26 protein-coding genes and 1 pseudogene are annotated in these 23279 nt (G+C 72.2%); 12 read left to right on the top strand and 15 right to left on the bottom strand.

The features are described from left to right. Positions 1 to 8: 8 nt before the first annotated feature. A complete protein-coding gene (locus ACZ66S_RS12395) occupies positions 9 to 764 on the top strand; it encodes an NPP1 family protein (RefSeq protein ID WP_469901444.1) in 756 nt (251 codons plus the stop codon). Between the two features lie 57 nt (positions 765 to 821). Here the strand turns inward: ACZ66S_RS12395 and ACZ66S_RS12390 are convergent, their stop codons facing one another. Then, positions 822 to 1787 (bottom strand): pirin family protein, encoded by a 966-nt coding sequence (locus ACZ66S_RS12390; protein ID WP_469901443.1) that lies wholly within the window; start codon positions 1785 to 1787, stop codon positions 822 to 824. A 167-nt stretch (positions 1788 to 1954) separates the two neighbouring features. On the opposite strand from ACZ66S_RS12390, the gene ACZ66S_RS12385 reads away from it, so the two are divergent. Together ACZ66S_RS12385 and ACZ66S_RS12380 are read left to right on the top strand one after the other, a co-directional pair. After that, the gene (locus tag ACZ66S_RS12385) at positions 1955 to 2437 is read left to right on the top strand and encodes a MarR family winged helix-turn-helix transcriptional regulator (RefSeq protein WP_469901442.1); all 483 of its coding nucleotides are present in this window, start codon (positions 1955 to 1957) and stop codon (positions 2435 to 2437) included. Then, the gene (locus tag ACZ66S_RS12380; RefSeq protein WP_469901441.1) at positions 2434 to 2880 is read left to right on the top strand and encodes a MarR family winged helix-turn-helix transcriptional regulator; all 447 of its coding nucleotides are present in this window, start codon (positions 2434 to 2436) and stop codon (positions 2878 to 2880) included. The genes ACZ66S_RS12385 and ACZ66S_RS12380 overlap by 4 nt, the downstream gene beginning before the upstream one ends. Before the next feature lie 17 nt (positions 2881 to 2897). Here ACZ66S_RS12380 and ACZ66S_RS12375 read toward each other — a convergent pair whose 3' ends face one another. Further along, on the bottom strand, positions 2898 to 4289 hold the full coding sequence (locus ACZ66S_RS12375) for a PepSY-associated TM helix domain-containing protein (RefSeq protein ID WP_469901440.1): 1392 nt from the start codon (positions 4287 to 4289) through the stop codon (positions 2898 to 2900). Positions 4290 to 4407: 118 nt separating this feature from the next. On the opposite strand from ACZ66S_RS12375, the gene ACZ66S_RS12370 reads away from it, so the two are divergent. Then, positions 4408 to 5052 (top strand): peptide deformylase, encoded by a 645-nt coding sequence (locus tag ACZ66S_RS12370; RefSeq protein ID WP_469901439.1) that lies wholly within the window; start codon positions 4408 to 4410, stop codon positions 5050 to 5052. On the opposite strand, the gene ACZ66S_RS12365 is transcribed toward ACZ66S_RS12370, so the two are convergent. Continuing rightward, on the bottom strand, positions 5049 to 6488 hold the full coding sequence (locus ACZ66S_RS12365) for a dihydrolipoyl dehydrogenase family protein (RefSeq protein WP_469901438.1): 1440 nt from the start codon (positions 6486 to 6488) through the stop codon (positions 5049 to 5051). The genes ACZ66S_RS12370 and ACZ66S_RS12365 overlap by 4 nt on opposite strands. Before the next feature lie 144 nt (positions 6489 to 6632). On the opposite strand from ACZ66S_RS12365, the gene trxA reads away from it, so the two are divergent. Next, positions 6633 to 7019 carry a thioredoxin gene (gene trxA / locus ACZ66S_RS12360; protein WP_007386481.1) on the top strand — a complete coding sequence of 129 codons (387 nt, stop codon included), beginning with the start codon at positions 6633 to 6635 and terminating at the stop codon, positions 7017 to 7019. A 3-nt stretch (positions 7020 to 7022) separates the two neighbouring features. On the opposite strand, the gene ACZ66S_RS12355 is transcribed toward trxA, so the two are convergent. The 4 genes from ACZ66S_RS12355 to ACZ66S_RS12340 are packed head-to-tail and all read right to left on the bottom strand — an operon-like array spanning position 7023 to position 11453. Then, on the bottom strand, positions 7023 to 8459 hold the full coding sequence (locus ACZ66S_RS12355) for a benzaldehyde dehydrogenase (protein ID WP_469901437.1): 1437 nt from the start codon (positions 8457 to 8459) through the stop codon (positions 7023 to 7025). Between the two features lie 30 nt (positions 8460 to 8489). Beyond that, on the bottom strand, positions 8490 to 9668 hold the full coding sequence (locus ACZ66S_RS12350) for a 4-hydroxybenzoate 3-monooxygenase (protein ID WP_469901436.1): 1179 nt from the start codon (positions 9666 to 9668) through the stop codon (positions 8490 to 8492). Between the two features lie 16 nt (positions 9669 to 9684). Further along, entirely contained in the window at positions 9685 to 10713 is a 1029-nt protein-coding gene (locus ACZ66S_RS12345) for a LacI family DNA-binding transcriptional regulator (protein ID WP_469901435.1), read from the bottom strand. A gap of 59 nt (positions 10714 to 10772) precedes the next feature. Beyond that, a complete protein-coding gene (locus ACZ66S_RS12340; RefSeq protein WP_469901434.1) occupies positions 10773 to 11453 on the bottom strand; it encodes a TetR/AcrR family transcriptional regulator in 681 nt (226 codons plus the stop codon). A gap of 101 nt (positions 11454 to 11554) precedes the next feature. Here ACZ66S_RS12340 and ACZ66S_RS12335 point away from each other — a divergent pair, with 101 nt between their 5' ends. Further along, positions 11555 to 12118 carry an NAD(P)H-dependent oxidoreductase gene (locus tag ACZ66S_RS12335; protein ID WP_053847706.1) on the top strand — a complete coding sequence of 188 codons (564 nt, stop codon included), beginning with the start codon at positions 11555 to 11557 and terminating at the stop codon, positions 12116 to 12118. Between the two features lie 136 nt (positions 12119 to 12254). On the opposite strand, the gene ACZ66S_RS12330 is transcribed toward ACZ66S_RS12335, so the two are convergent. Then, the gene (locus tag ACZ66S_RS12330; RefSeq protein WP_469901433.1) at positions 12255 to 13160 is read right to left on the bottom strand and encodes a LysR family transcriptional regulator; all 906 of its coding nucleotides are present in this window, start codon (positions 13158 to 13160) and stop codon (positions 12255 to 12257) included. A 117-nt stretch (positions 13161 to 13277) separates the two neighbouring features. Between ACZ66S_RS12330 and ACZ66S_RS12325 the strand changes: the two genes are divergently transcribed. Next, entirely contained in the window at positions 13278 to 13499 is a 222-nt protein-coding gene (locus ACZ66S_RS12325) for a hypothetical protein (protein ID WP_469901432.1), read from the top strand. Between the two features lie 58 nt (positions 13500 to 13557). Here ACZ66S_RS12325 and ACZ66S_RS12320 read toward each other — a convergent pair whose 3' ends face one another. After that, positions 13558 to 14439, bottom strand: coding sequence for an LLM class F420-dependent oxidoreductase (locus ACZ66S_RS12320; protein WP_469901431.1), 882 nt, complete (start codon positions 14437 to 14439; stop codon positions 13558 to 13560). A gap of 222 nt (positions 14440 to 14661) precedes the next feature. Further along, on the bottom strand, positions 14662 to 15018 hold the full coding sequence (locus ACZ66S_RS12315; RefSeq protein ID WP_469901430.1) for a hypothetical protein: 357 nt from the start codon (positions 15016 to 15018) through the stop codon (positions 14662 to 14664). Between the two features lie 166 nt (positions 15019 to 15184). Here ACZ66S_RS12315 and ACZ66S_RS12310 point away from each other — a divergent pair, with 166 nt between their 5' ends. The 3 genes from ACZ66S_RS12310 to ACZ66S_RS12300 all read left to right on the top strand — a co-directional run bounded on the left by ACZ66S_RS12310 (position 15185) and on the right by ACZ66S_RS12300 (position 17306). Further along, entirely contained in the window at positions 15185 to 15643 is a 459-nt protein-coding gene (locus ACZ66S_RS12310) for a MarR family winged helix-turn-helix transcriptional regulator (protein WP_469901429.1), read from the top strand. A 109-nt stretch (positions 15644 to 15752) separates the two neighbouring features. Beyond that, positions 15753 to 16019, top strand: coding sequence for a chorismate mutase family protein (locus tag ACZ66S_RS12305; protein ID WP_469901428.1), 267 nt, complete (start codon positions 15753 to 15755; stop codon positions 16017 to 16019). Between the two features lie 93 nt (positions 16020 to 16112). Continuing rightward, positions 16113 to 17306: a CaiB/BaiF CoA transferase family protein gene (locus ACZ66S_RS12300; protein ID WP_469901427.1), complete on the top strand. Its 1194-nt coding sequence runs from the start codon at positions 16113 to 16115 to the stop codon at positions 17304 to 17306. A 33-nt stretch (positions 17307 to 17339) separates the two neighbouring features. Here the strand turns inward: ACZ66S_RS12300 and ACZ66S_RS12295 are convergent, their stop codons facing one another. After that, on the bottom strand, positions 17340 to 18047 hold the full coding sequence (locus ACZ66S_RS12295; RefSeq protein ID WP_469901426.1) for an SDR family oxidoreductase: 708 nt from the start codon (positions 18045 to 18047) through the stop codon (positions 17340 to 17342). A gap of 103 nt (positions 18048 to 18150) precedes the next feature. Here ACZ66S_RS12295 and ACZ66S_RS12290 point away from each other — a divergent pair, with 103 nt between their 5' ends. Beyond that, positions 18151 to 18996 carry a helix-turn-helix transcriptional regulator gene (locus tag ACZ66S_RS12290; protein ID WP_469901425.1) on the top strand — a complete coding sequence of 282 codons (846 nt, stop codon included), beginning with the start codon at positions 18151 to 18153 and terminating at the stop codon, positions 18994 to 18996. A gap of 49 nt (positions 18997 to 19045) precedes the next feature. On the opposite strand, the pseudogene ACZ66S_RS12285 reads toward ACZ66S_RS12290, so the two are convergent. Then, positions 19046 to 19483, bottom strand: a pseudogene (locus tag ACZ66S_RS12285) (hypothetical protein); the annotation flags it as partial. A gap of 355 nt (positions 19484 to 19838) precedes the next feature. Between ACZ66S_RS12285 and ACZ66S_RS12280 the strand changes: the two are divergent. After that, the gene (locus ACZ66S_RS12280) at positions 19839 to 20516 is read left to right on the top strand and encodes a LuxR C-terminal-related transcriptional regulator (RefSeq protein ID WP_469901424.1); all 678 of its coding nucleotides are present in this window, start codon (positions 19839 to 19841) and stop codon (positions 20514 to 20516) included. A gap of 61 nt (positions 20517 to 20577) precedes the next feature. Here the strand turns inward: ACZ66S_RS12280 and ACZ66S_RS12275 are convergent, their stop codons facing one another. The 3 genes from ACZ66S_RS12275 to ACZ66S_RS12265 form a co-directional block, all read right to left on the bottom strand. Then, a complete protein-coding gene (locus tag ACZ66S_RS12275) occupies positions 20578 to 21684 on the bottom strand; it encodes an NAD(P)/FAD-dependent oxidoreductase (protein WP_469901423.1) in 1107 nt (368 codons plus the stop codon). Between the two features lie 188 nt (positions 21685 to 21872). Beyond that, a complete protein-coding gene (locus ACZ66S_RS12270; protein ID WP_469901422.1) occupies positions 21873 to 22280 on the bottom strand; it encodes a DUF3224 domain-containing protein in 408 nt (135 codons plus the stop codon). Positions 22281 to 22327: 47 nt separating this feature from the next. Further along, the gene (locus tag ACZ66S_RS12265) at positions 22328 to 23242 is read right to left on the bottom strand and encodes a YceI family protein (RefSeq protein WP_469901421.1); all 915 of its coding nucleotides are present in this window, start codon (positions 23240 to 23242) and stop codon (positions 22328 to 22330) included. Positions 23243 to 23279 lie beyond the last annotated feature (37 nt).

The following is a 23279-nucleotide window of genomic DNA, read 5'->3' as shown; positions in this document are numbered from 1 at the left end:
GGTACGGCATGCGCATGTTGAGATCCCTCTGCACGGCCCTGGGCGCGCTGGCGCTCGTCGTGGCGCTCCCCGCGAGCGCCCACGCGAACGTCCTGACCCTGCTGCCCCAGAACGCCGACGGCCTGGAGCAGACCTTCTCCCCCGCCTACGACTACGACGGTGACGGCTGCTACGCCACCGCCGCGATCGGCGCCGACGGCACGATCAACCCCGGGCTGAAGCTCGGCGGCGACGTCAACGGCAAGTGCCACGACTACGCCCAGCTCGCCAACGCCAACACCTACTCACGGGCGAAGTGCAACAACGGCTGGTGTGCCGTGATGTACGCCAGCTACTTCGAGAAGGACCAGGCCACGCTGGGCCCGGCGGCCATCGGGCACACCCACGACTGGGAGCATGTCGTGGTGTGGGTCAACGGCGACCAGGCGCAGTACGTGTCGGTGTCCCAGCACTCCGGCTACCAGGTGGCCGCCCGCTCGTCGGTGCGCTTCGACGGCACCCACCCGAAGATCGTCTACCACAAGGACGGCATCTCGACGCACTGCTTCCGCTTCGCGACCGGCGGCGACGAGCCCCCCGAGAACGCCACCGGCGGCTGGTTCTTCCCGCGCCTCGTCGGCTGGAACGGCTATCCGGCCGGGTACCGGGAGAAGCTCATCGGCGCCGACTTCGGCTCGGCCACCCTGAAGATCGACGACGGCGACTTCCAGTACGCCCTCGACCACTCCAAGCCATCAGGCATCCCCTTCGACGCGTACGCCTGATCCGAACACCCGTCGCACGGCCCCGGGTTCACCGCGAACCCGGGGCCGTGCGGCATGTCAGCGCACCCGGCCCCGCGGCTTCAGCGGCAGGGGCGGGAGTTCCGGCGCCGGCAGGGGGGCGCCGTCGTAGCCCTTGACCTCGCCGAAGCGGGAGCCGGTCATCCAGTCCTCGCGGGCCTGTTCGATCTCCTGCTGGGAGCGGCCGATCCAGTTCCAGAACATGACCAGCTCCTCCTCGAACGGCTCGCCGCCCAGGAGCATCAGGCCCGCGTCCGACTCGGCGCGCAGCGGGAGTTCGGTGCGGCCGCAGCCGAGGTAGAGCATCGAGCCGGGCAGCAGCGGCACCCCGTCGACGTGGGCCTCGCCGGACATGGACAGGACGGCGTACTCGAAGTCCGGTTCCAGCGGCAGGCGTACGTCCGTGCCGCGGGCGAGGCTCAGGTCGGCGCCGACGATGGGGGTGTACGCCGTACCGGGTGAGCGTGCGCCGTCGAGCTCGCCGAGGATGAGCGTGGCCGTCAGGCCCGGCGCCGTGATCTGCGGCAGTGCGGTGTGGTGCTCGAAGTGCGGGTCGGTGTGGCGGTCTCCGTCCGGCAGGGCGACCCAGAGCTGCGCGCCGTGCAGGAAGCGGGCATGCGGTTTCGGGCTCTCCTCGGAGTGGCTGATCGCCCGGCCCGAGGTCATCAGGCCCAGCTCGCGGGGGCGGATGGTCTGGAGGCTGCCGGTGGAGTCGCGGTGCAGGACCTCGCCCTGGTGCAGCCAGCTCACCGTCTGCAGGCCCATGTGCGGGTGCGGGGGCACCTGCATGCCGGGCTCGTCGGCGATGTCGTCGGGGCCGTAGTGATCGACGAAACACCAGGCGCCGACCATGCGGCGGCCCAGGTTGGGCAGCAGTCGGCGCACCTCGCTGGACTCGCCCAGTTGCACGCGGCGGGGGCTGAGGAGTTCGCGCACGGGTTCCGCCACCACGAAGCCCAGGCCGCCGCACAGGGCGGGAACCGCCTGGCGTTCAAGATTGCTCATGACGCCCAACCTAACCCCGTGAGGCGTTTCCCGTCAGGCCCTCCCCCGGGGCTCGGAGGCGGTTGACCCCGGGCGGTCCGCGGGTGGTTCGCGTGCGCTCCGCCTGAGGTCAGCGAGCGCCCCGAAAATAGTAGCCATGGATATAGTAGCCATGTACTGTATCGAGCATGAGTACGGCACCCGAGGGCGCGACGCCCGGCTTCCTGGTCTGGCGGCTGTCGATGAAATGGCGGGTCGCGGTCGACCGCGCGGTGGCACCGCTCGGTCTGACCCACGCCCAGTACTCGCTGGTGGCCTCGCTGTACGGCATGCAGCGCGGCGGCGAGCGCCCGAGCCAGCGACGCCTCGCCGACCGCACCGGGCTCGAACCGCTCTACGTCTCCAAACTGGCGCGCTCCCTGGAGAGCGCCGGGCTCCTGGAGCGCGCCCGCGACCCGCGCGACCCGCGCGCGGTGCAGTTGGCGCTCACCGAGGAGGGCCGCGAGCGGACCCGGCAGGCCATCGAGACCGTCCACGGGCTCCTGGAGCAACTGCTGGCACCGCTCGGCGGCCTGGGCAGCGCCCGCACCAAGGAGTTCAAGCGTGAGCTGACGACCCTGCTCGACGCCCCTCTCGACCCGACGAACGAGAACCTCAAGGAGCAGCCATGACCACCACACCTGTCCTGCTCGGCCCCCGGTCCATCGCGCTGGCCCACTACGCCGGCCGAGCGCTTCTCGAGAACGTCCTGGCCCGCCACGGCCTGACCTTCCAGCAGTCCGTCACCCTGCGACTGGCCGCCGTCGCCGAGGGACCCGTCGAGCGCGAGCGCATCACCGCGGACGTCGTCGGCGCGCTGAAGACCGACGGGGCACAGGCGCACTCGGTGGTCGACGAGCTGGTCTCGGCGGGGCTCCTGGCCCCCCACGAGTCGTCCGGGGTGCGGATCACGGACGCCGGACGCGAGCTGTTCGCGACGACGTCCGCCGAGACCGCACCCATCACCGCCCGTGTCTACGCCGGCATCCCCGAGGAGGACCTCGCGGTCGCCGGACGCGTCCTGAACCTCCTCACCGAGCGGGCCGACGCGGAGCTCGCCGCCCTCACCGGGTAGGCGAACCCGCGCACGCCTCAGGCCGGGTTCCGCCTGCCCCGCCGGTGCGCGATCTCGCCGAGGACCACGTCGGCGACGACGAAGCCGGCCAGCGGAATGCCGAGCAGCGGCACGAAGTACCCGAGGACGGCGACGACCACCACGGCCGGCACCAGGATCTGCGGCGGCACCTGCTGCCAGGCCCCGCGCGGGATCGGCCGGCCGAAGGCGGAGCCCCGGCCGCGCTGCCACCACATCCGGTAGCCCCACACGATCAGCAGGACCAGCGAGAGCGCCAGCAGCATCAGGGCGATCTGGTTGACCAGCCCGAACAGGACGCCGGTGTGCAGGTCGATGCCCCACCGGGTCAGCTTGGCCAGCAGCGGGTGATCCGCGAACCGCAGCGTGTCGGTGACCTGCCCGTCGGCGGGGTCGACGGCGACCGAGTCCTGCTTCTCGGGCCAGCTCCGCTGCACCTGTCGTACGACATAGGCCGACGAATCGTCGGCGGGCGGCACGATCTCGACGGGGTCGCCGAGCCCTTCGGCGCGGGCGGCGGCCAGCACCTTGTCGAGGCCGACCCCGTGCTCGGCACCCCCGGCCGCCGACGACGCCCCGTGGCCCGCGTGGTCGCCGCCCGCGGACGCGGAGACCGACGGCGTGGACTGGCCGAGCGAGGTGCGCAGTTCGTCGATGTTGGCGCCCGCGTACGTCGACCAGGTCAGTCCGGTCGCCGACAGGAAGACGAAGCCGGCCGCGGCCCAGACGCCGACGCTGCCGTGCAGCCCCAGGGTGCGGCGCCGCCCGCTGGTGCCGCGCACCTTGCGCAGGGCCCGGCGGCGGGAGAACCACAGCACGAGGCCGCCGCCCGCGATCACCCAGAGCCAGCTCGCGGCGAACTCGCTGTAGAGGCGGCCGTTCTCGCCGAGGTGGAGGTCCCGGTGGAACTCGTCGATCCAGGTGCGCAGCGGCAGCGCGCCGGTGGCGCCGTACTGCTCCAGCGCGCCGCGGACCTTGCCGGTGTACGGGTCGACGAACACGGCGAGGGTGTGGTCGGGGTCGACGCCCCGCACGCCGGAGAGCATCACCCGGGTCGTCGCGTCGGCCTCGGGAGCGGGCCGCACCGCCGAGACCGTGCCCTCCGGATGGGCCTTGCGTGCCGCGTCCACCTGTCGGGAGATGGGCAGTTGGCTGTCGCCGACGGCGGCGACGGTCATCTCGTCCCGGTAGACGATCTTCTCGGCCTGGAAGGCACCGGCGTACAGGAAGCCGGTCACGGCGGCGATCAGCAGGAAGGGGGCGACGAACACGCCGGCGTAGAAGTGCAGGCGCAGGACGAGCGGGCGCAGCGGGGCCCATCTGCTGGGGGCCGGCGCGGGGGCGGCCGGCTGCGGGACCTCGTCCTTGGTGGTCGAGGGGGCGATGGACATCGGCGGCTTCTCCGAGGGCTGGGGACGGGGTCGGTCCAGTAGTCGGAGGGAGGACGGGTGGAGTTCCCGGCCCCTCAAGTGACCTGCGTCACAAGGCCCTTCATGACATCCTGGCGCGATGGCAACCCCGAGTCACCGCACCCCCCTTGCCGAGCTGGTCGAGGAACTCCTGGCCACGGACGGCCCGCTGCCGATCGTGGCGGCCGGCGAACCGGTCCTGCGGCACGGCACCGAGCCCTACGACGGCCAGTTGGACTCCGCGCTCCTGTCCCGTTTCGTCGAGGCCCTGCGCGCCACCATGCACGCGGCGCCCGGTGTGGGCCTGGCCGCCCCGCAGGTGGGTGTGCCGCTGCGCATCGCGGTCGTCGAGGACCCGGCGCCGGTGCCGGAGGAGGTCCGGCTGGCGCGCGGACGGGTGCCGCTGCCGTTCCGGGTCCTGGTGAACCCGTCGTACGAGCCGGTCGGCACCGAGCGGGTGGCGTTCTTCGAGGGGTGTTTGAGCGTGCCGGGATGGCAGGCCGTGGTGGCGCGGCCCGCCGAGGCCCGGCTGAGGTGCGCGGACGAGAACGGCCGTGCGGTCGACGAGGTGTTCAGCGGCTGGCCCGCGCGGATCGTCCAGCACGAGACCGACCATCTCGACGGTGTGCTCTACCTCGACCGCGCGGAGCCGCGCTCGCTCTCCTCGCAGCAGGCCATGGCCGAGCACTGGACGCAGCCGACGCCGGAGCAGGCGGCCGCGTCCCTCGGCTTCGAGCTGCCCTAGTTGTCCCGGTAGGCCTCCAGCAGGCGCAGCCACACCTCGCTGATCGTGGGGTAGGACGGGACCGCGTGCCACAGCCGGCTGATCGGGACCTGCCCGGCGACCGCGATCGTCGCGGAGTGGATCAGTTCGCCGACGCCGGGGCCGACGAAGGTGACGCCGAGGAGGATCTCGCGTTCCAGGTCGACGACCATGCGGGCCCGGCCGCGGTAGCCGTCGGCGTAGAGGCCGGCGCCCGACACCGAGCCGAGGTCGTAGTCGACCGCACGGACGCGGTGGCCCGCCTGTTCGGCCTCCGCCAGGGAGAGGCCCACGGCGGCGGCCTCCGGGTCGGTGAAGACGACCTGGGGCACGGCGTCGTGGTCGGCGGTGGCGGCGTGCGCGCCCCACGGGTCCGCGTGGACCTCGGCCCCGGAGGCGCGGGCGCCGATCGCGGCACCGGCGATGCGGGCCTGGTACTTGCCCTGGTGGGTGAGGAGCGCGCGGTGGTTGACGTCGCCGACGGCGTAGAGCCAGTCGCTGCCGGTGACGCGGAGGCTGTCGTCGACCTCCAGCCAGGCACCGGGTTCCCGGCCGATCGTGTCGAGGCCGATGTCCTCGGTGCGCGGGGCGCGTCCGGTGGCGAAGAGGATCTCGTCGGCCTCGATGCGGTCGCCGGTGCCGGTGACGACCACGACCGTGCCGTTCTCACGGGTGACCGACTCGACCGAGGTGCCGGTGCGGACGTCGACGCCCGCCTCGGTGAGCGCCTCGGCGACGAGCTCGCCCGCGAACGGCTCCATGCGGTTGAGCAGGCCCTTCCCGCGCACCAGGAGGGTCACCCGGGAGCCGAGGGCCTGCCAGGCCGTGGCCATCTCGGTGGCGACCACGCCCCCGCCGACCACGACGAGCCGCCCCGGCGCGGCCTTGGCGCTGGTGGCCTCGCGGCTGGTCCAGGGCTTGACCTCGTCGAGGCCGGGCAGGTCGGGCAGTACCGCACGGGTGCCGGTGCAGACGGCCACGGCGTGCCGGGCGGTCAGCACCTTCTGCGTGCCGTCGGGGCCGGTGACCGTCACCGTGCGTTCTCCGCTGAGGCGGCCGTGGCCGCGGTGGAGTTCGGCGCCGACGCTCTCCAGCCAGCCGACCTGGCCGTCGTCCTGCCAGTTCGAGGTCCAGTAGTCCCGGCGTGCGAGGACCGCCGCCGCGTCGAGGGGGCCCTGCACCGAGGCGCTCAGGCCCGGCAGGCGGCGTGCGTCCGCCTGTGCGATCACCGGCCGCAGAAGGGCCTTGCTGGGCATGCAGGCCCAGTACGAGCACTCTCCGCCGACCAGCTCGCTCTCCACGACCGCGGTGGACAGACCGGCCGCGCGGGTGCGGTCGGCCACGTTCTCCCCCACGGGCCCGGCACCGAGCACCACCACGTCGTAGGTACTGGAGGCGATGTTTTCCGTTTCCGTCATGGGCCCAGTCTGGTGGGTGGTGTGCGCTCGGGCCACCAGGGGTACGCGCGCCGCATACCCAGGGGTGGACGTCAAGGAATACGGGGCCGACCGGCCGTGTTGTGCCGACGGCTTCGCTCCGAGACCAGGAAGAGGGATCACGTCATGAGCAGCACCGTGGAGCTCACCAAGGAGAACTTCGACCAGACGGTCACGGACAACGAGTTCGTCCTGATCGACTTCTGGGCGTCCTGGTGCGGTCCTTGCCGCCAGTTCGCGCCGGTCTACGAGAAGGCGGCCGAGGACAACCCCGACCTGGTGTTCGGCAAGGTGGACACCGAGGCGCAGCCCGAGCTGGCCGCGGCCTTCGGCATCCAGTCGATCCCGACGCTGATGATCGTCCGCGACCAGGTCGCGGTGTTCGCCCAGCCGGGCGCGCTGCCCGAGTCGGCCCTGACGGACGTCATCGGGCAGGCCCGCAAGCTGGACATGGACGAGGTCCGCAAGTCCGTGGCCGCGCAGCAGGCCCAGGCCGAGCAGAACGGCGAGTAGTCCTCAGAACGGATAGGTCGCCACGTCCGCGCGTACCGTCGTCCAGCGCACGTCGGTGAAGGCCTCCACATTGGCCTCGCCGCCGAACCGGGCGCCGGTGCCGGACGCGGCGATGCCGCCGAAGGGCGCGACCGCCTCGTCGTTCACGGTCTGGTCGTTGATGTGCACGATCCCGGTCGGGATCCGCTCGGCCAGGTCAAGACCGCGGGCCGCGTCCCCGGTGACGATGCCGAGCGAGAGGCCGTACGGCCCCGCGGCGGCCAGGGCGGCGGCCTCGTCGGCGCTGCTGAAGGACCGTACGGGCGCGACGGGTCCGAAGACCTCCTCCGCGTAGGCGGGGGTGCTGTCGTCGAGGCCCGCGAGGACCGTCGGCCGGTAGAACAGCCTGTCGTGCGTGCCGCCGGCGGCCAGCTTGGCGCCCTGCGCGGTGCTGGCCTCGACCAGCCCGCGCACCTTGGCGAGCTGCTGGTCGTCGATGATGGGGCCGAGGTGGACCTGCTCCCGGTTCGGGTCGCCGACGGCGAGCGAGTCGGCCTTGGCGGCCAGCCGTTCGACGTACTCCTCGTACAGCGACTCGTGGACGAGATGGCGGCCCGTCGTCATGCAGATCTGGCCCTGGTGGAAGAAGGATCCCCAGGCCGCCGTGGAGATCACGGCCTCGATGTCGGCGTCCTCCAGGACGATCAGGGCGGAGTTGCCGCCGAGTTCCAGGTGGGCGCGCTTGAGGTGGCGTCCGGCCGCCTCTCCCACCGCACGGCCGGCGGCGGTCGATCCGGTGAAGGAGATGACGGGGATCCGCGGGTCGGCGACCAGGGCCTGGCCGACGTCCGGGCCGCCCGGCAGGACGTGGAAGAGGCCCTCGGGCAGTCCGGCCTCGGCGAGGACCGCGGCGAGGGAGACTCCGCCGCAGACCGCGGTGCGCGGGTCCGGCTTCAGGATCACCGCGTTGCCGAGGGCGAGGGCCGGGGCGACCGAGCGGATCGAGAGGATCAGCGGGGCGTTGAAGGGGGCGATCACTCCCACGACGCCGACCGGGACGCGGCGCGTGTAGGACAGCCGGGGCGCCTCGCTCGGCAGCACCTGGCCGGCCGGACGGGAGGCGAGGGCGGCGGCCTCGTAGCACTCCTGGGCGGCCACGTGCAGTTCGAAGTCGGCCTTGCCGGGGATGGACCCGGACTCGCGGACGAGCCATCCGCGCAGTTCCTCGGCGTGCGCGGCGAACAGGTCGCCGGCCTTGCGCAGGACTCCGGCGCGGACGAAGTGCGGGAGGCGGGCCCACTCGGTCTGGGCGGTGCGGGCGGCCGCGGCGGAGCGCTCCACGTCGGCGGCGGTGGCGAGGGTGACGGTGGCGAGCGTGTCGCCGGTGGCGGGCTCGGTGACCGCGTACTCGGGTCCCGACAGGGGGTGGGGCTGCCAGCTCTTCGGTTCGAGCAACGACATGACGGCTCTCCGTTCGATCACCGGTGGGACTCACACCGGGAGCGGTAGTCCCGTGTAGTTGGCGGCCAGTTCGGCGGCCGCGTGGCGGGATGCGGTGATGCGGCGCAGCCGTGCGAGCTGCATCCGGCTCTCGAACGCGTCCCCATTTGGTTGAGCGTGCAACATCCTAGTCATGTCATACGAGAAGCGCGTGGCCTGCCACACACGAGAAAGACACAACTCCGAATATCTGTCGACCAGTTGTGTTGATCCTGTGCGGTGCAGATCGGTCAGGGCCCGAGCGAGGACGGATACGTCCGACACGGCGAGGTTGAGCCCCTTGGCCCCGGTCGGCGGCACTATGTGCGCGGCGTCGCCGGCGAGCAGGAGACGGCCGTGGCGCAGGGGCTCGTGGACGTGACTGCGCATCGGGGTCACGGACTTGGCGGTGATCGGCCCCCTGGCGAGGGTCCAGTCGGCATCGATCGCGAAGCGGGCGTCGAGCTCGTCCCAGATCCGCTCGTCGGACCAGTCGTCCGCCGCGGTGCCGTTGGGCACCTGGAGGTAGAGCCGGGACACCGAGGGCGAACGCATGCTGTGCAGCGCGAAGCCGCTCTCCCCGCGGGCGTAGATCAACTCCTCGCAGGACGGGGCGACATCGGCGAGGATCCCGAGCCAGGAGTACGGGTAGTCGTGCGCGTACGTCCGGCTCGCCGACGCCGGGAAGGCCTCGCGGGAGACGCCGTGGAAGCCGTCGCAGCCGGCGACCCAGTCGCAGGTCAGGGTCTGTTCACGGCCCTCGTGCCGGAACCGTACGCGCGGGGCGTCGCTCTCCGGCTTCTCCACGGCCAGGGCCTGCGCCTCGAACAACAGCGGTGGGCCCTCGGCCAGTTGGAGCGCGACGAGGTCCTTCACGATCTCGGTCTGGGCGTAGACCGTGACCGTACGGCCGCCGGTGAGCACGGGGAAGTCGAGGTGGTGCCGCTCCCCCGCGAACCGCAGCTCGATGCCCTGGTGGACCAGCCCCTCGGCGTCCAGCCGGTCGGCGGCGCCGCACCCGCGCAGCGCGTCGACCGTGCCCTGCTCCAGCATCCCGGCACGCTGGCGGTGTTCGACGTACTCCCGGGTCCTGCTCTCCAGGACCACGCAGTCGACGCCGGCCAGGTGCAGCAGGCGGGCGAGGAGCAGTCCGGCGGGGCCGCCGCCGATGATCCCGACCGTGGTGCGCATGGCGGGCCTCCCTGCGTTAGCTGGAGTCGCGGTGCACGACCGTGGCACCCAGCACCGTGTGCGTCTCGGTCGCGGCGCCCGGTTCGCGCACCGCGCGGTCGACCAGTTCTGCGAGGTCACGGCCGGACGGGAGCTCGAGGTGGACCGTGCTCAGCCGGGGCCGCAGCAGCCGCCCGAGGAGCAGGTCGTCGGCACCGATCACCGCCGTGTCCTCCGGTATGCGCACGCCCTCATCCTGGAGGGCCCGCATTAACAGCATCGCGTATTCGTCGTTGTACGCGAACACGGAGTCCAGACCGAGGTCCCGCCAGCGGGCCGCCAGCCCCGCCGCGGACTGCTCCTCGAAGGCGAGGGGCAGCTCCGTCAGGGTGGCGTCCGTGCCGTGCAGGGCGCTGCGCACACCGGCCAGCCGCGGCAGCGAGAACGCCTCAAGGCCGGTCTCCTCGGGCACTACGACGCCGATCCGGCGCCGGCCCCGGGCGTACAGGTGCTCGGCGGCGCTGCGGCCGACGCCCGCGTGGTCCATGAGCAGGGCGTGGGCCCCCTCGACCGCCTCGGGACCGAGGGTGACCACCGCGCGGGCACCGGAGCGCCGGAGCAGCGCCACGCCCTGCGGGCCGAGCCCCGCACCGGGCACCAGCACGGCCACCGGGCGCAGCTCCGCCCAGGCGCGGGCCGCCTCGTCGCCCTGGAGACCGACACTGCCGTACTGCACGACGGTGTAGTCCAACCGGCCCAGGGCCCACTGGAGTTCGCTGATGAACTGGCTGTAGAGGGGGCCTACCGGAATGGACGGGGCCGGCATCAGGACCATCCGGCTGTGCCCGGCGCGCAGGCTGCGGGCGGCCGCGTGCGGGACGTACCCGAGTTCCTTGGCGGCGTCGTGGACACGGCGGCGCGTGGGCTCGCTGATCCGGACGGCACTGGTGTTGTTGAGGACGTAGGAGACGGTCGCGCGCGAGACGCCGGCCAGGCGGGCCACATCGGCGCTCGTGGGAACCGGGCGCGTGACGGGGGACGCGGACGTGTTCTGTATCTGCACCATGACGATCGTCATCTTTGCAGAAGCTGTGACGGCGCCCACATGTGGGGTTGCGCCTCGGCTCAGCGCGGCACGTCCGTGCCGGTCACCCGGGCGACGAGGTCGCTCCAGCCGGCCTCCAGGCGCTCCAGTGGCATGCCGCACTGATGGGTGAGGTGGTGGATCAGAGCCGGGTCGAGATACGCCATCAGCGTCTGGGCGAGCAGGTCGCAGTCGGCGTCCGGGAGGATCTGCCGCAGCAGCATCGTGGTGTGCATGTGCAGCGCCCGGGCCGAGGGGTGGGAGTAGCGGCGGGTCGGCTCCGACTGCGCGGCCAGCAGCAGGTCGAGCTGCTCGGCGTAGCGGTACAGCAGGGCCGTGCCGAGCGCCCGCAGCCGGTCGACCGGGGGTGCGCCGGGGCCCAGCGGCGGCGGGCCGCCGAGGAAGTCCGCCTGGAGCGTGCGCGCGGAGTGGTCCAGCAGCGCCATGAGCAGTCCGGTCCGGTCGCCGAAACGGCGGAACACGGTGCCCTTGCCGACCCCGGCCGCGGTGGCGACCGCCTCCATGGTGACTCCCGCCACACCGTGCTCCGCGATCAGCCGGGTCGCCGCCTCCAGCAGCCGGGCGCGGTTGCGGGCCGCGTCGGCGCGCAGGCAGGGCTCGTCGGGGGCGGAACCGACCTCCAGGAGCTGCGGCTTGTCGAAGGGCTCCTGAGGCTTCGGGAACGGCGGCAGGGTCGCGGACATGAAGCCAGCGTAAAGCATCGGGAAGACAACTGGACCTCGGTCCGTTTAAGGTGCTAGAAAATAAAACGGACCCCGGTCCGGAACGTTAACGCCGTGTTTCACCACCCCTGGAGTTACGCATGTCTGTTCGCATCCTTGCGCTCGTCGGATCCCTCCGCGCCGGTTCGCACAACCGCCAGCTCGCCGAGGCGGCCGTCAAGCACGCCCCCGAGGGCGCGGAGGTCGTGCTCTACGAGGGCCTCGCCGAGATCCCGTTCTACAACGAGGACATCGACGTCGAGGGCAGCGTCCCCGCGGCCGCCGCGAAGCTGCGTGAGGCCGCGCAGGCCTCCGACGCGTTCCTGCTCTTCTCCCCCGAGTACAACGGCACCATCCCCGCCGTGCTGAAGAACGCCATCGACTGGCTGTCCCGCCCGTACGGCGCCGGTGCCTTCGGCGGCAAGCCGGTCGCCGTGGTCGGCACCGCGTTCGGCCAGTTCGGCGGCGTGTGGGCGCAGGACGAGACCCGCAAGGCCGTGGGCATCGCCGGCGGCAAGGTGCTCGAGGACGTCAAGCTCTCCATCCCGGGCTCTGTGGTCCGTTTCGCCGAGACCCACCCGGCCGACGACGCCGAGGTGGCCGCGCAGCTCACCGAGGTCGTAGCCCAGCTCCACAGCAACACGGGCGAGGTCGCGGCCGCCTGAACCCGCGGTGCGTGAACGGTTTCCGACAAGGGGCCGGAGTTTTCGAACTCCGGCCCCTTGCGTGTCGTCTGCGGGCCGGTGGGGGCTGATCGCGCAGTTCCCCGCGCCCCTGCGGGCGCGTCCCGCTCGCGCCGTCTCAAGCCGCCGCCGTGCGTGCCAGGTCCCGCAGAACCCCCAGCGCCGCCACGATCGCCGGGCGTTGGTGAGTTCCCGCGCGGGTGCAGGTCAGGAGCTTCCGATGGGGGTTGCCCGCACAGCGGATCCTTGTGATCGGCAGGTCGGCGGTCAGGTAGGCGAGGCGGGGGATCAGCGCCACGCCCAGGCCGTGGGCGACCAGGTGCGCGGTGACGTTCCAGTCCTGGGCGTGGTGGACCACGCTCGGGGTGAAGCCGGCCGCACCGCAGGCCGACACGACGTGGGTGCGGCACGGGCTGTCCGCGAAGGGGGCGACCCAGTCCTCCTGGGCCGCGTCCGCGAGATCCACCCGGTCCCGCCCGGCCAGCGCATGGTCCGCGGCTACGACCAGGTCGAACGGGTCGTCCAGCAGGGGCTGTTGGTCGTAGCGGGGGTCGCTCATGGGCGGGTTGTGCGGAGTCGCCTCCACGACCGCCAGATCGATCTCCCCCTCGAAGAGCAGGTCGAAGCTCTCCGGTACGCCCGTCTCCTGGACGCTGACGGTCAGCCTGCGGTGCCGCTCGCGCAACCGGACCGCCATCGGGGCGAGCAGCGCCGGCACGGACACGGACAGGCCGCCCACCCGCAGTGGTCCCGCGGGTTCGTCGCGGTCGGCGCGCAGGTCGAGTTCGGCCTGCTCCCAACGGACCTGGATGGCGTCGGCGTGCGCGAGCAGGCTCTCGGCGGCCGGGGTGAGACGGACCCCGCGGCCCTGGGGTTCGAGGAGGTCCACCCCGAGGTCGCGGGCGAGCTGACGGATCTGCTGGGAGGCGGCGGACGGGGTGAAGTGCAGGGCGCGGGCGGCCGCGGTGACCGTGCCGTAGTGCGAGACCGCCCTCAGGACATGGAGCCGGCGCAGGTCAATCATGAAGCCCACGCTTCAAGGTGACGTGCGGAAAGTCAACCTGGACGTGAACGAAGACTCCGCAGCATCCTGGGCTGTGTCGCGACGGCCGTACCCGGTCCCGAGGTTGGAGGAGTCACCATGACGAGCACCACCCGCGCGGTCTGCCCGCACTGTGCCTGGCCCGACGACGCCGAGCCCTTCCAGGTGGTGTCCCGGCACGGCACGGCGACGGGCGGGACGGTCTGGACCCGCTGCGCGTGCGGCTCGCTTCAGGTCCGCGTGACGGACGGCCACGGCACCCGCGTGGTCTCCCGCAGCAGGCCCTCCGCCGCACCGACGGATCAGTCCAGGCCCGCGTGACAGACGGCCCCGGCACCCGCGTCGTCTCCCGCAGCCGGCCCTCCGCCGCGCCGGCGAATCAGTCCAGGTCCGCGAGCCGTCGTACGGCGGGTGCCGCGAAGCGCTCGATCCACTCGGCGGGAGCGCCGGTGCGCGGGGCGAGGATGACCGTGTCGACGCCGAGCTTGCCGTAGCCGGTCATGTCCCGGGTGAAGTCGTCCAGGTCGCCGCCGTCGGTCGACTCGACCGAGCAGGTCATGGTCTTGCGGATCTCGTCGTAGTCCCGCCCCTCGGTGTCGCAGTGTCCGCGCAGCACGTCGAGCTTGTGCGCGACCTCCTCCGGCGTGGTGGCGAAGAGGTTGCAGGCGTCGCCGTAGCGGGCGACCAGGCGGAGCGTCTTCTTCTCGCCGCTGCCGCCGATCATGATCTCGGGGTGCGGGGTGCTGACCGGGGCCGGTACGCACAGGGTCTCGGCGAGCCGGTAGTGGGTGCCCTCGAAGGGGCCGTTCGCCGTCGGGTCCCACATCTGCAGACAGATCCGCAGGGTCTCCTCCAGCCGCTCGAAGCGCTCCGCGAGGGGTGGGAACGGCACCCCGAGCCCTTCGTGCTCCCGGTCGTACCAGGCCGCCCCGATGCCGAGGGCGCCCCGGCCGCCGGAGAGCACGTCGAGCGTCGTCGCGATCTTGGCGAGCAGGCCGGGGTGGCGGTACGTCACTCCGGTCACCAGCGCGCCGAGCTGGACCGTCTCGGTGTGGGCCGCGAGGAAGGACAGGGTCGCGTACGCCTCCAGCATGGGATCCTCGGCGCCGCCGTTGAACTCCATCTGGAAGTAGTGGTCCATCACCGACAGCCAGCTCACCCCGGCCGCCTCCGCCGCGGCGCCCGCGGCGGCGAGCTCGGCACCGAGGGCGGGCGCGCCCGCGGGGTGGTTGAACCGGTTGATGTGCACGCCCACGCGCATGGCCGTCTCCGTTCACGGGACCTTCGCCGACCCTGCCGACGGTAGATCTTGGAGTGCTCTCGAAGTCAAGGCCGGGGCTCCGCGGCCCCGGTGGCCCACCGCAGGTCGTAGGCGAACGCCCGGGCATTCCGGCGCCCACCACCGCCGTACGGCGGTGCCCCGGACGGACGCCGTAACCCCGGTCATGACCCCACGAGCCGCCGTGCCCCGCGTGCGGAGCGCTCAGCGGAACTCGTGCACCACCTCGATCCGGCCGACGATGTGCGCGTTGAACTCGTCGAGCTCCTCGGCCGGGACCCACAGTTCGAGGATCGTGCGGCCGCCCGCCTGCTGGACGGGGTAGCGGCCGAGGAAGTCCGACTCGACCTGGAAGCGGGTCACGAAGCCGGCGCCGTCGTGCTTGACGTTCCAGTCCCGGGCGATCCTGATCGCGTAGTCCTCGTTCAGGACCGGGTAGAAGATCGGCTGCTCGGGCAGCCTCGGGGGCCAGGCGCGCCAGTCGAGCTCCCGGACCAGGCCCAGCTCCTTGGGGCCGGTCGGGCGCCAGAGGGTCGTGGTGGAGGGCCGGGGCGTGGTCATGGGAGTCGCTCTCTGCGGGGCGAGGGGGTGGCTTGAGGAGCTGGTTGCGAGGGGTGCGCGAGTACTCACGGGGATAGTTGCGCGCGCACTATAGAAGCAGACGCCGGAAATTTCAGCGATGCAATATCCTGGGCGTATCCGTATCGGGACGGAGGAAGCAGGCCCCATGACCGCCACTGACCCCGCACTCACCGCCCTCGCCCAGGGCTGGTGCGCGCTCTCCCTGCTGCACGGACGGATCGAGGCACACATCGAGAAGGCCCTGCAGTCCGCCCACGACCTCAGCGTGCGCGAGTACTCCCTGCTCGACGTCCTGGGCCGCCAGCACGACGGCGAGGGCGGACACCTGCAGATGAAGCAGGTCGCCGACGCCGTCGTCCTCAGCCAGAGCGCCACCACCCGCCTGGTCACCCGCCTCGAGGACCGCGGCCTGCTCTCCCGCTACCTCTGCCCCACCGACCGCCGCGGCATCTACACCGACGTCACCGACACCGGCCGCACCCTCCTCGAACAAGCCCGCCCCACCAACGAGAAGGCCCTGCGCGAAGCCCTCGACCAGGCCGCCACCAACCCCGAACTCGCCCCGCTGGTCAGGGCTCTGGAGTCCTTGGGCGTGCCGGCCTGAGACAGTCCCCGGCCTCCGGAGGAATTGCCGCCGTCCGCCACGGGCAAGGTGTTCAAGGACCAGCCGTGAAGGAACGCGACACATTCCGCGCAGCGAACGGAGATCGAGCGTGACGACGAGCCAGGCGATCACCCCCGGGGACGACATGTCACTCACCCGGATCGAGCGTCTCGACGAGGAGATCATCGCGCTGCTGGCCCGCCGCCGCGAGATGACCCGGGAGCTCCCCGCCCCGGCCCGGGCCCGCGTGGTCGACCCCGGTTTCGTGGAGGCCGTACGGGAGATCACCGAGCGCTACCGCCAGGAACTCGGCGGCGCCGGGGAGCTGGTCGCGCGGGCGGTGATGGTGCTGTGCCATCCGGAGCGGCAGAACTGAACGGCGGGTTCGGCGGGCCGGTGGTGAACGGCACAGGTCGCAGGGGGAGGCAGTCGTTGACACCCTCTCGGATCCGGCCGTACAAAGATCCGCATGAGCGTGCCGCGGTTTCCCCTGTCCGGGCTCACGGTGATCAGCCTGGAGCAGGCTGTGGCCGCGCCCTACGCGACCCGTCAGCTCGCCGACCTCGGCGCCCGGGTGATCAAGGTGGAGCGGCCGGGAGACGGTGACTTCGCCCGCCGCTACGACACGACCGTGCACGGCCACTCCAGCTACTTCGTGTGGCTCAACCGGTCCAAGGAGTCGCTCACCCTGGACCTGAAGGACCCGCGCGGCCTGGAGATCCTGCACCAACTCCTCGACGGGGCCGACGTGTTCGTGCAGAACCTGGCTCCGGGCGCGGCCGGCCGGCTGGGCCTCGGCGTGGACGTCCTCGCCGAGCGCCTGCCGCGGCTGATCCCCTGCACGATCTCCGGGTACGGCACGGACGGCCCGTGGGCCGACCGGAAGTCGTACGACCTGCTGGTGCAGTGCCAGACCGGCCTGGTGTCGCTGACCGGGACCGCCGAGGAGACCGCGCGGGTCGGTATCTCCGTCGCCGACATCGCGGCCGGGATGTACGCCTACAGCGGCATCCTGACCGCCCTGTACACCCGCGCCACCACGGGCAGGGCCCACCCGGTGGAGGTGTCCCTGTTCGAGGCACTGGCCGAGTGGATGAGCCAGCCGGCCAACTACACGCGCTACGGAGGCAGTCAGCCGCCGCGGCTGGGCACCCAGCACGCCACGATCGCCCCGTACGGCGCGTTCACCGCCGCCGACGGCAAGGACGTGCTCTTCTCCATCCAGAATGAACGCGAGTGGGCCGTCCTCTGCTCCGCCTTCCTGGGGAAGCCCGAACTGGCCGACGATCCGCGCTTCGGCACCGGCTCCGCCCGGGTCGCAAACCGCGAGGAGCTCAACGCGGTGGTCGCCGAGCGGATCGCGCGCTCCGGCTCGGCGCAGGTCCTGGAGGAGCTGGAGGGCATCGGCATCGCGTGCGCCGGGGTCAACGACGTCGCCGCGTTCCTCGACCACCCGGTCCTGGCCGCCCGCGGCCGCTGGCACGAGGTCGCCCTCCCCGGCGGGGCCACGGCGGAGGCACTGCTGCCCCCGGCCGACCTCGCGGGCCTGCCCGCCCGCATGGATCCGGTCCCGGGGGTGGGCGAGCACACCGAGGCGATCCTCACCGAGCTCGGCCGCACCGGCGACGACATCGCGGCCCTGCGCGCCGACGGGGTCGTCTGAGCCACGGGTCCCACCGGCCGGGTCACCCGGGGATCACCAGGGCAGCGGGCCCTTGGCGTCGAAGTAGCCGCCGGTCGGGCCGTCCGGGCCGACCTGCGCCATGCGGACGATGATCTCGGCGCCCTCCTCCACGGTCTGCGTGCCCGTGTTGCCGTTCAGGTCGGTCCTGGTGAACCCGGGCTCCACGGAGTTGATCCGCATGGCCGGGAACGCCTTCGCGTACTGCACGGTGAGCATGTTCACCGCGGTCTTGGACGTCGGGTAGGCGATGCCCGGGTAGAAGTGCGCGGGGTGGTCCGGGTCGGAGAGGTGGGTCAGTGAGCCCAGGCCGCTGCTGACGTTGACCACGACGGGGGCGGCCGAGCGCTGGAGCAGCGGCAGGAAGGCGTGCAGGACGCGGACGACCCCGAAGACGTTCGTCTCGAAGGTGATGCGCATCTGGTCGGCGGTCACGGTCGACGCGACCGGCACGCTGTTGTCCTCGGTCCGGGTCTCGATGCCCGCGTTGTTGATCAGGACGTCCAGGCCGCCCTCGGCCTCCATTGTCTTGGCGGCGGCCTCGACGGAGGCGTCGTCGGTGACGTCGAGCCGGACGAACCGCGCGCCGAGCTCGTCGGCGGCGCGCCGCCCGCGCTCGGGGTCACGGGCGCCGACGTAGACGGTGTGGCCCGCGGCGACCAGGCGGCGGGCGGTCTCGAAGCCGAGGCCCTTGTTCGCTCCGGTGATGAGTGTTGTCGTCATGCCGTCCAGGCTGCTGCGGCGCGGCCGGGTCAGCCAGGAGACCCTTCTTCCTGGGACTGGCGGTACCAGGCACAGGCGCGGTCGACGGTGTTGACTGAGGAGCATGGCGGCAACAGAACTGGGACAGGCGCTGCGACGCTGGCGCGACCGGGTCCCTCCGGACGCGGCCGGGCTCCCGTCAGGGGGGCATCGGCGCGCGGCCGGGCTGCGGCGCGAGGAACTGGCCCTGCTGGCCGGCATCTCGGCCGACTACATCACGCGGCTCGAACAGGGGCGTGCGGCCAACCCGTCCGTGCAGGTCGTCGAGGCGCTGGCGCGGGCGCTGCGGCTCTCGGGGGACGAGCGGACGTATCTCTTCGGTCTCGCGGAACTCGTGCCGCCGGGGCCGGACGTGGTGCCCGGGTTCATCACGCCCAGCGTGCAGCGGTTGGTGGACCGGCTGGTCGACACCGCGGTCGCCGTCTCCGACGCGGCCATGACGCTGCTGCTGGCCAACCCGCTGTACGCGGCCCTGATGGGTGATCCGTCCGTCCTGCGGGGCTTCGAACGCAACGGCGTGTGGCGCAACTTCACGGGGATGCCGACCCGGGTACGGCACACCCCGCAGGAACGGCGGGTCTTCGAGGCGGGCATGGTCGCCGAACTGCGCGCGACCGCCGCCCGCTATCCCGCCGACCGGCAACTCGCCGCGCTGATCGCGGAGTTGCGCACCAGGAGCGAGCGTTTCGCCGAGCTGTGGGACGCGGGGGTGGTCGGCCGTCTCGCCACCTCGCACAAGACGATCGAGCATCCGCAGGTCGGCACGCTCACCCTCGACTGCGACCTGCTCCGGGTGGAGGAGAACGACCTCCATGTCCTCGTGTACTCGGCCGAGCCCGGCACCGAGGCCGCCGAGAAGCTGCGGCTGATCTCGGTGCTGGGCACGCAGAGCCTGGTGGAGAGCGGCTAGCGAGGTCCTGCCGTGGTGCGGGACGCGGACCCGTCGGGCGCCCGGGCCGTCAGTAGCCGTACCGGCTCTTCAGGTGGCGCCAGAAGTCGCGCGGCATCCACGTGTCGAAGTCGGTGATCCGGTCCGCGCTGCCCGCCTTCATCAGGAAGCAGCACCGGCCGGTCGGGGTCCAGTCGTCGAGGCCGAAGGTGTGGCCGACCTCGTGGAGATAGATGTGGATGTTCTCCTGGGCGAGCGCCCCGGTGAAGTACTCCTGACCGACACGCTGGCCCCAGTCCCCGCCGGCGCCGCCCTGGAAGCCCTTGGTGAGCCAGAGCGACTGGTCGTAGTGGCGGGCCGCCCTGCCGGGGCACTTCGCGTAGTTGCCGTCCTGGTGGAAGAAGCGGCCGCAGTCGGGGGCGCACTGCGGGGCGCCGCCGGAGTCGAGGTTCCCGGCGTGGATGTCGACGGAGTTGTCGGTCCACTGGAGGGTCGAGCGTCTCCTCACCGTGGTCGCCGCCCTGCTCGCGCTTCGCCGCACCCGCCGTCACCGCGACCCCGGCCCGGCACAGGCGAAGGCGCCGGCGGCGGGCAACTGGAACCCGCCCGCCGCCCTCGTCCAGCGCTGAACGACGTGTGGCGCCACGCCGAGTCCACCTACCCGGACCTGCACGACTGGTGTCCGGCCCGGCCCTCACCAGTGGCGTCGGCGTGCGGGGCTGCGGAAACGCGAGCGGGATGTGAGCCACCCCACAATCGAGACGCGCCCGTTTCGATAGTCGCGGGGTTACGCTGATTCCCACGAGAACGAAACCGTTTCGTTCAGCATGTTCGCGGGCTGGACGAGGATGGAGCACGCAGCCATGACCAGCGTCCTCATCGCCACCGGCCAGTCACTTCAGCGTGTCGGCCTTCGAATGCTCCTCGAGTCCCAGTCCGACCTGTCCGTCGTCGGCGAGGCGGCGCACGGGCCGGAGGCGGTCCGGCTGAGCGCCCTGCTCCGGCCGGACGTCGTCCTGCTGGACGGCCGCAGCACAGGCACGGACACCGTCGAGACCGTCCGCCGGCTCGCCCACGCGCCGGACGGGCACGCCCCGCACGTCCTGCTGCTCACCGGCGGCGACGACCCCCACCCCTACGGCGCCCTGCGCGCCGGAGCGGCGGGGCACCTCCCGGAGGACGCCACCGCCGACGAACTCGTCGCCGCGGTCCGGGTCGTGGCCGCCGGTGACGTCGTCGTCTCCCCCGGGCTGACCCGCGCCCTCATCGACGCCGTCCGCAGCGGACGGGCGGTCGGGGACTCCGCCCCGGGCAACCGGCTGGACACCCTCACCGGGCGCGAGCGCGACGTGCTCACGGCGGTGGCCTCCGGCGACTCCAACGCCGAGATCGCCGACCGGCTCTCCATCGCCCCGACCACCGTGAAGTCCCACGTCAGCAACATCCTCACCAAGATCGGCGCCCGCGGCCGGGTCCAGGCGGTGGTGTTCGCCTACGAGTCGGGCCTGGTCCGGCCCACACAGCACGTCCTGCACGCGTGACGGGGCCTGCGCCCGGAGGGAGTGCAGCGGGGCCCCCGGCACGCCGCCGCCCCCACGCCCCTCACCCCGCCGTGTAACCGAGTTGGCGCCGCATGTAGGGCGTCATCAGGGTCTTCGCCTTGGCCAGGGTGCTGGTGCGGCTGCCGAGCACCGCCGTCTCGCCGCCCGGCACGGGCAGCATGGTGACCCCGTCGGCCGGGCCGAAGGGCACGATGAGCGGGGTGCGGTGCATGGACCGGTAGAAGCGGGGCTCCTTGCGGTGCCGGCCCGAACTGTTCAGGTGGGCGCGGATGTTCCAGGCGGCGAGGTCGGCCTGGGCGAGCGCCGCCGGGGTGATCTTGAGCTCCGTGGCGTCGTTGACGTCACCGACCGCGAAGACGTCCACCTGCCCCTCGGCCCGCAGCGCCCGGTCGACCCTCACATGGCCGGAGGGCGTCAGCCAGGCTCCGTGACCGCACAGACGCAGCCAGAGCGTGTTCGGCGTGGTGCCAGTGGCCCAGAAGGAGAGGTCCGCGGTGAGGACGTCGCCGCGGGCGTCGCGGTAGGTGCCGAAGTCGCTGCCCGGGGACATGAAGGAGTCGAGCCGTACCTCCACGTCGTGGGCCTCCAGCCAGGCGCGGGCCTTGCGGGCGGCCCGTTCGCTGCCGGTGCCGTCGAGCAGCGCGGATCCCGCGTGCGCGAGCGTGACCCGGGCGTCCGGGCGGGCCAGCCGGATCTCGGCGGTGAGTTCGACGCCGGAGGGCCCGCCGCCGACCACGAGGACGTGCTCGGCGAGGGAGATCCTCTGCTGGTGCTCGGCGAAGGCCTTCATCGCCTCCTCGGTGGTGCTCCCGGTGAAGCGGGCCGGTTCCGGGTAGTCGGCGCCGGTCGCGATCACCACCACGTCGTAGGGCAGCCGGATGCCGTCGCCCAGCAGCACGCGCCGCTCGGCGGTGTCGATGCCCACCACCTTGCCGACGACGACCCGGCCACGGCGCAGCAGCCGGTCGTACGGGATGAAGGGGGTCGCGCTCCACTCCTTGCGGACTCCCGCGCGCAGGGAGGAGATGCGGTGGAAGAACACCTCCTTGCGGTCCACCAGCGTGACCCGGGCGGTCGGGTCCAGCCGTCTCGCCAGCCGGACGCCCGCATAGCCGCCGCCGATCACCACTACGTCGCCGTCACTCACGCCGGTCTCCTGAGCCGTGGGGGGAGGGAGTGCCATGGCGGCCCGGCCGCTCCCCCGAGCACTCGAACGACGGCGAGCGTAACGCTTGAAACATAAAGTGTCAGTGGGGTCTTGTGAGTTTTCCGTGAAGCTGTGGGGCGTCCGGGGCGCGATGTGCCCTTCGCCGGCGCCGAGTTGCCCCCCGGGGGTCAGCCGAGCTCGTAGTCGAACCAGATCCGGTGGGTGCCGTCGGCGTCGACCGTGAGACCCCCGGTGCCGGAGATCCCCACCAGGTCCCCGGTGCCGCTGGAGGGGACAATCGTGAAGAACTCCGCGCTGCGGTCGCTGCCGGAAGTCGTCGCCGAGTGGGCGAAGTTGAAGGCGCCCGCCCGGTCGTGCACCGAGCCCTCGAAGGACTCCATGGCCACATAGGTGCCGACGCCGGACTCCTGGTCGTAGGCGGCGGTGAACAAGGTCGCCGAGCGGCCGGCGACCTCGCCCTCGAACTGCTTCTCCATCGTCGCGACCCCGACCGGGAGGCCGGTGGCCACGGCGGGCTCGGGCACCGTCCCGGTCGGCACGAACGCTGTCACGCTGAATGTTCCGTCGGCTCTCATGGGCCGACCGTACCGACCGGGTCCGACAATGCCCCCGCCGTACGCGTCTACTCCGGCGGGGTCGGCGTGTCGTGGGTGCGGTACATCGCCTGCACGTCCAGTTCCAACTGCACCGTGGGACCGACGACCGCGATGCCCCGGGCCAGCATCGAACGCCAGTTCAATGTGTAGTCCTCGCGGTGCAGTTCCGCCGTCGCGAGGGCCGCGCAGCGCAGCTCCTCGCCGTAGCCGCCGTTGACCGTGCCCAGGTAGGTCGTGTCGAGGGCGACCGAGCGGCTCACGCCGTGCATGGTCAGGGTGCCCTGCAGGGTCCACTTGCTGCCGCCCCGGTAGGCGAAGCGGCTGCTGACGAAGTCGATGTGCGGGAACCGCTCCACGTCGAGGAAGTCGCCGGAGCGCAGGTGGTTGTCGCGGGTGGTGTTGCCGGTCGTGATGCTGGAGGCGTCGATGCGGACCTGGACGCGGGACTGGGACATGTCCTGGGCGACCTGGATGCCGCCCTCGAAACGCTCGAACCGGCCGTGGACGTGCGCCATGCCCACGTGCTTGGCGATGAAGCGGATCGCGGTGTGCGGCGGATCGAACAACCAGACCCCGGGTGAGGGGAGTTGGAGGGCCTGGGCCGGCTGGAGCCAGACCCGCTCGGCGGGCGCCGGGCCGCTCGGCCCGACCTCCAGCGTCTCGCGGTGCGGCTGGAGCCCTTCGGCGGCGGCCAGCAGGCTGTAGCGGCCGGGCGGCAGCACGGCCACGAAGTAGCCGTACGGGTCGGTCGTCCCGCGGGCAGCGACCCGGTGGGTGTCCAGGGCGGTGACGGTGACGTCCGCGCCCGGCATGGGCGAGCCCATCGGGTCGACGATCTCGCGGGCCACGGCGCCCGCGCCTTCCGGGAGGGGGACGGAGAGGCCCGCCGCCTCGGCAAGGGCAGCCTTGGACCGCCGGCGCCGGAGGAGTGCGAGGGCCATGATGTTCACCTTTCCTAGGGGACTTGCTGTCGTGCCG

The sequence above is a fragment of the Streptomyces sp. NPDC107471 genome, assembly GCF_055582845.1.
The sequence above is the reverse complement of the archived record's forward strand: the minus strand, read 5'-3'. Positions and strand labels throughout refer to the sequence as shown.

What these genes read in the sequence shown, in the direction of transcription:
- ACZ66S_RS12395 (WP_469901444.1), top strand. Translation starts at nt 9, where the DNA reads ATGCGCATGTTGAGATCCCTCTGCACGGCCCTGGGCGCGCTGGCGCTC.
- ACZ66S_RS12345 (WP_469901435.1), bottom strand. Translation starts at nt 10,713, where the DNA reads ATGGTGCAGATACAGAACACGTCCGCGTCCCCCGTCACGCGCCCGGTT.
- ACZ66S_RS12280 (WP_469901424.1), top strand. Translation starts at nt 19,839, where the DNA reads ATGACCAGCGTCCTCATCGCCACCGGCCAGTCACTTCAGCGTGTCGGC.
- ACZ66S_RS12310 (WP_469901429.1), top strand. Translation starts at nt 15,185, where the DNA reads ATGACCGCCACTGACCCCGCACTCACCGCCCTCGCCCAGGGCTGGTGC.
- ACZ66S_RS12355 (WP_469901437.1), bottom strand. Translation starts at nt 8,459, where the DNA reads ATGTCGTTGCTCGAACCGAAGAGCTGGCAGCCCCACCCCCTGTCGGGA.
- ACZ66S_RS12340 (WP_469901434.1), bottom strand. Translation starts at nt 11,453, where the DNA reads ATGCTTTACGCTGGCTTCATGTCCGCGACCCTGCCGCCGTTCCCGAAG.
- ACZ66S_RS12365 (WP_469901438.1), bottom strand. Translation starts at nt 6,488, where the DNA reads ATGACGGAAACGGAAAACATCGCCTCCAGTACCTACGACGTGGTGGTG.
- ACZ66S_RS12385 (WP_469901442.1), top strand. Translation starts at nt 1,955, where the DNA reads ATGAGTACGGCACCCGAGGGCGCGACGCCCGGCTTCCTGGTCTGGCGG.
- ACZ66S_RS12390 (WP_469901443.1), bottom strand. Translation starts at nt 1,787, where the DNA reads ATGAGCAATCTTGAACGCCAGGCGGTTCCCGCCCTGTGCGGCGGCCTG.
- ACZ66S_RS12300 (WP_469901427.1), top strand. Translation starts at nt 16,113, where the DNA reads ATGAGCGTGCCGCGGTTTCCCCTGTCCGGGCTCACGGTGATCAGCCTG.
- trxA (WP_007386481.1), top strand. Translation starts at nt 6,633, where the DNA reads ATGAGCAGCACCGTGGAGCTCACCAAGGAGAACTTCGACCAGACGGTC.
- ACZ66S_RS12370 (WP_469901439.1), top strand. Translation starts at nt 4,408, where the DNA reads ATGGCAACCCCGAGTCACCGCACCCCCCTTGCCGAGCTGGTCGAGGAA.
- ACZ66S_RS12335 (WP_053847706.1), top strand. Translation starts at nt 11,555, where the DNA reads ATGTCTGTTCGCATCCTTGCGCTCGTCGGATCCCTCCGCGCCGGTTCG.
- ACZ66S_RS12270 (WP_469901422.1), bottom strand. Translation starts at nt 22,280, where the DNA reads ATGAGAGCCGACGGAACATTCAGCGTGACAGCGTTCGTGCCGACCGGG.
- ACZ66S_RS12315 (WP_469901430.1), bottom strand. Translation starts at nt 15,018, where the DNA reads ATGACCACGCCCCGGCCCTCCACCACGACCCTCTGGCGCCCGACCGGC.
- ACZ66S_RS12265 (WP_469901421.1), bottom strand. Translation starts at nt 23,242, where the DNA reads ATGGCCCTCGCACTCCTCCGGCGCCGGCGGTCCAAGGCTGCCCTTGCC.
- ACZ66S_RS12380 (WP_469901441.1), top strand. Translation starts at nt 2,434, where the DNA reads ATGACCACCACACCTGTCCTGCTCGGCCCCCGGTCCATCGCGCTGGCC.
- ACZ66S_RS12320 (WP_469901431.1), bottom strand. Translation starts at nt 14,439, where the DNA reads ATGCGCGTGGGCGTGCACATCAACCGGTTCAACCACCCCGCGGGCGCG.
- ACZ66S_RS12290 (WP_469901425.1), top strand. Translation starts at nt 18,151, where the DNA reads ATGGCGGCAACAGAACTGGGACAGGCGCTGCGACGCTGGCGCGACCGG.
- ACZ66S_RS12350 (WP_469901436.1), bottom strand. Translation starts at nt 9,668, where the DNA reads ATGCGCACCACGGTCGGGATCATCGGCGGCGGCCCCGCCGGACTGCTC.
- ACZ66S_RS12375 (WP_469901440.1), bottom strand. Translation starts at nt 4,289, where the DNA reads ATGTCCATCGCCCCCTCGACCACCAAGGACGAGGTCCCGCAGCCGGCC.
- ACZ66S_RS12330 (WP_469901433.1), bottom strand. Translation starts at nt 13,160, where the DNA reads ATGATTGACCTGCGCCGGCTCCATGTCCTGAGGGCGGTCTCGCACTAC.
- ACZ66S_RS12325 (WP_469901432.1), top strand. Translation starts at nt 13,278, where the DNA reads ATGACGAGCACCACCCGCGCGGTCTGCCCGCACTGTGCCTGGCCCGAC.
- ACZ66S_RS12295 (WP_469901426.1), bottom strand. Translation starts at nt 18,047, where the DNA reads ATGACGACAACACTCATCACCGGAGCGAACAAGGGCCTCGGCTTCGAG.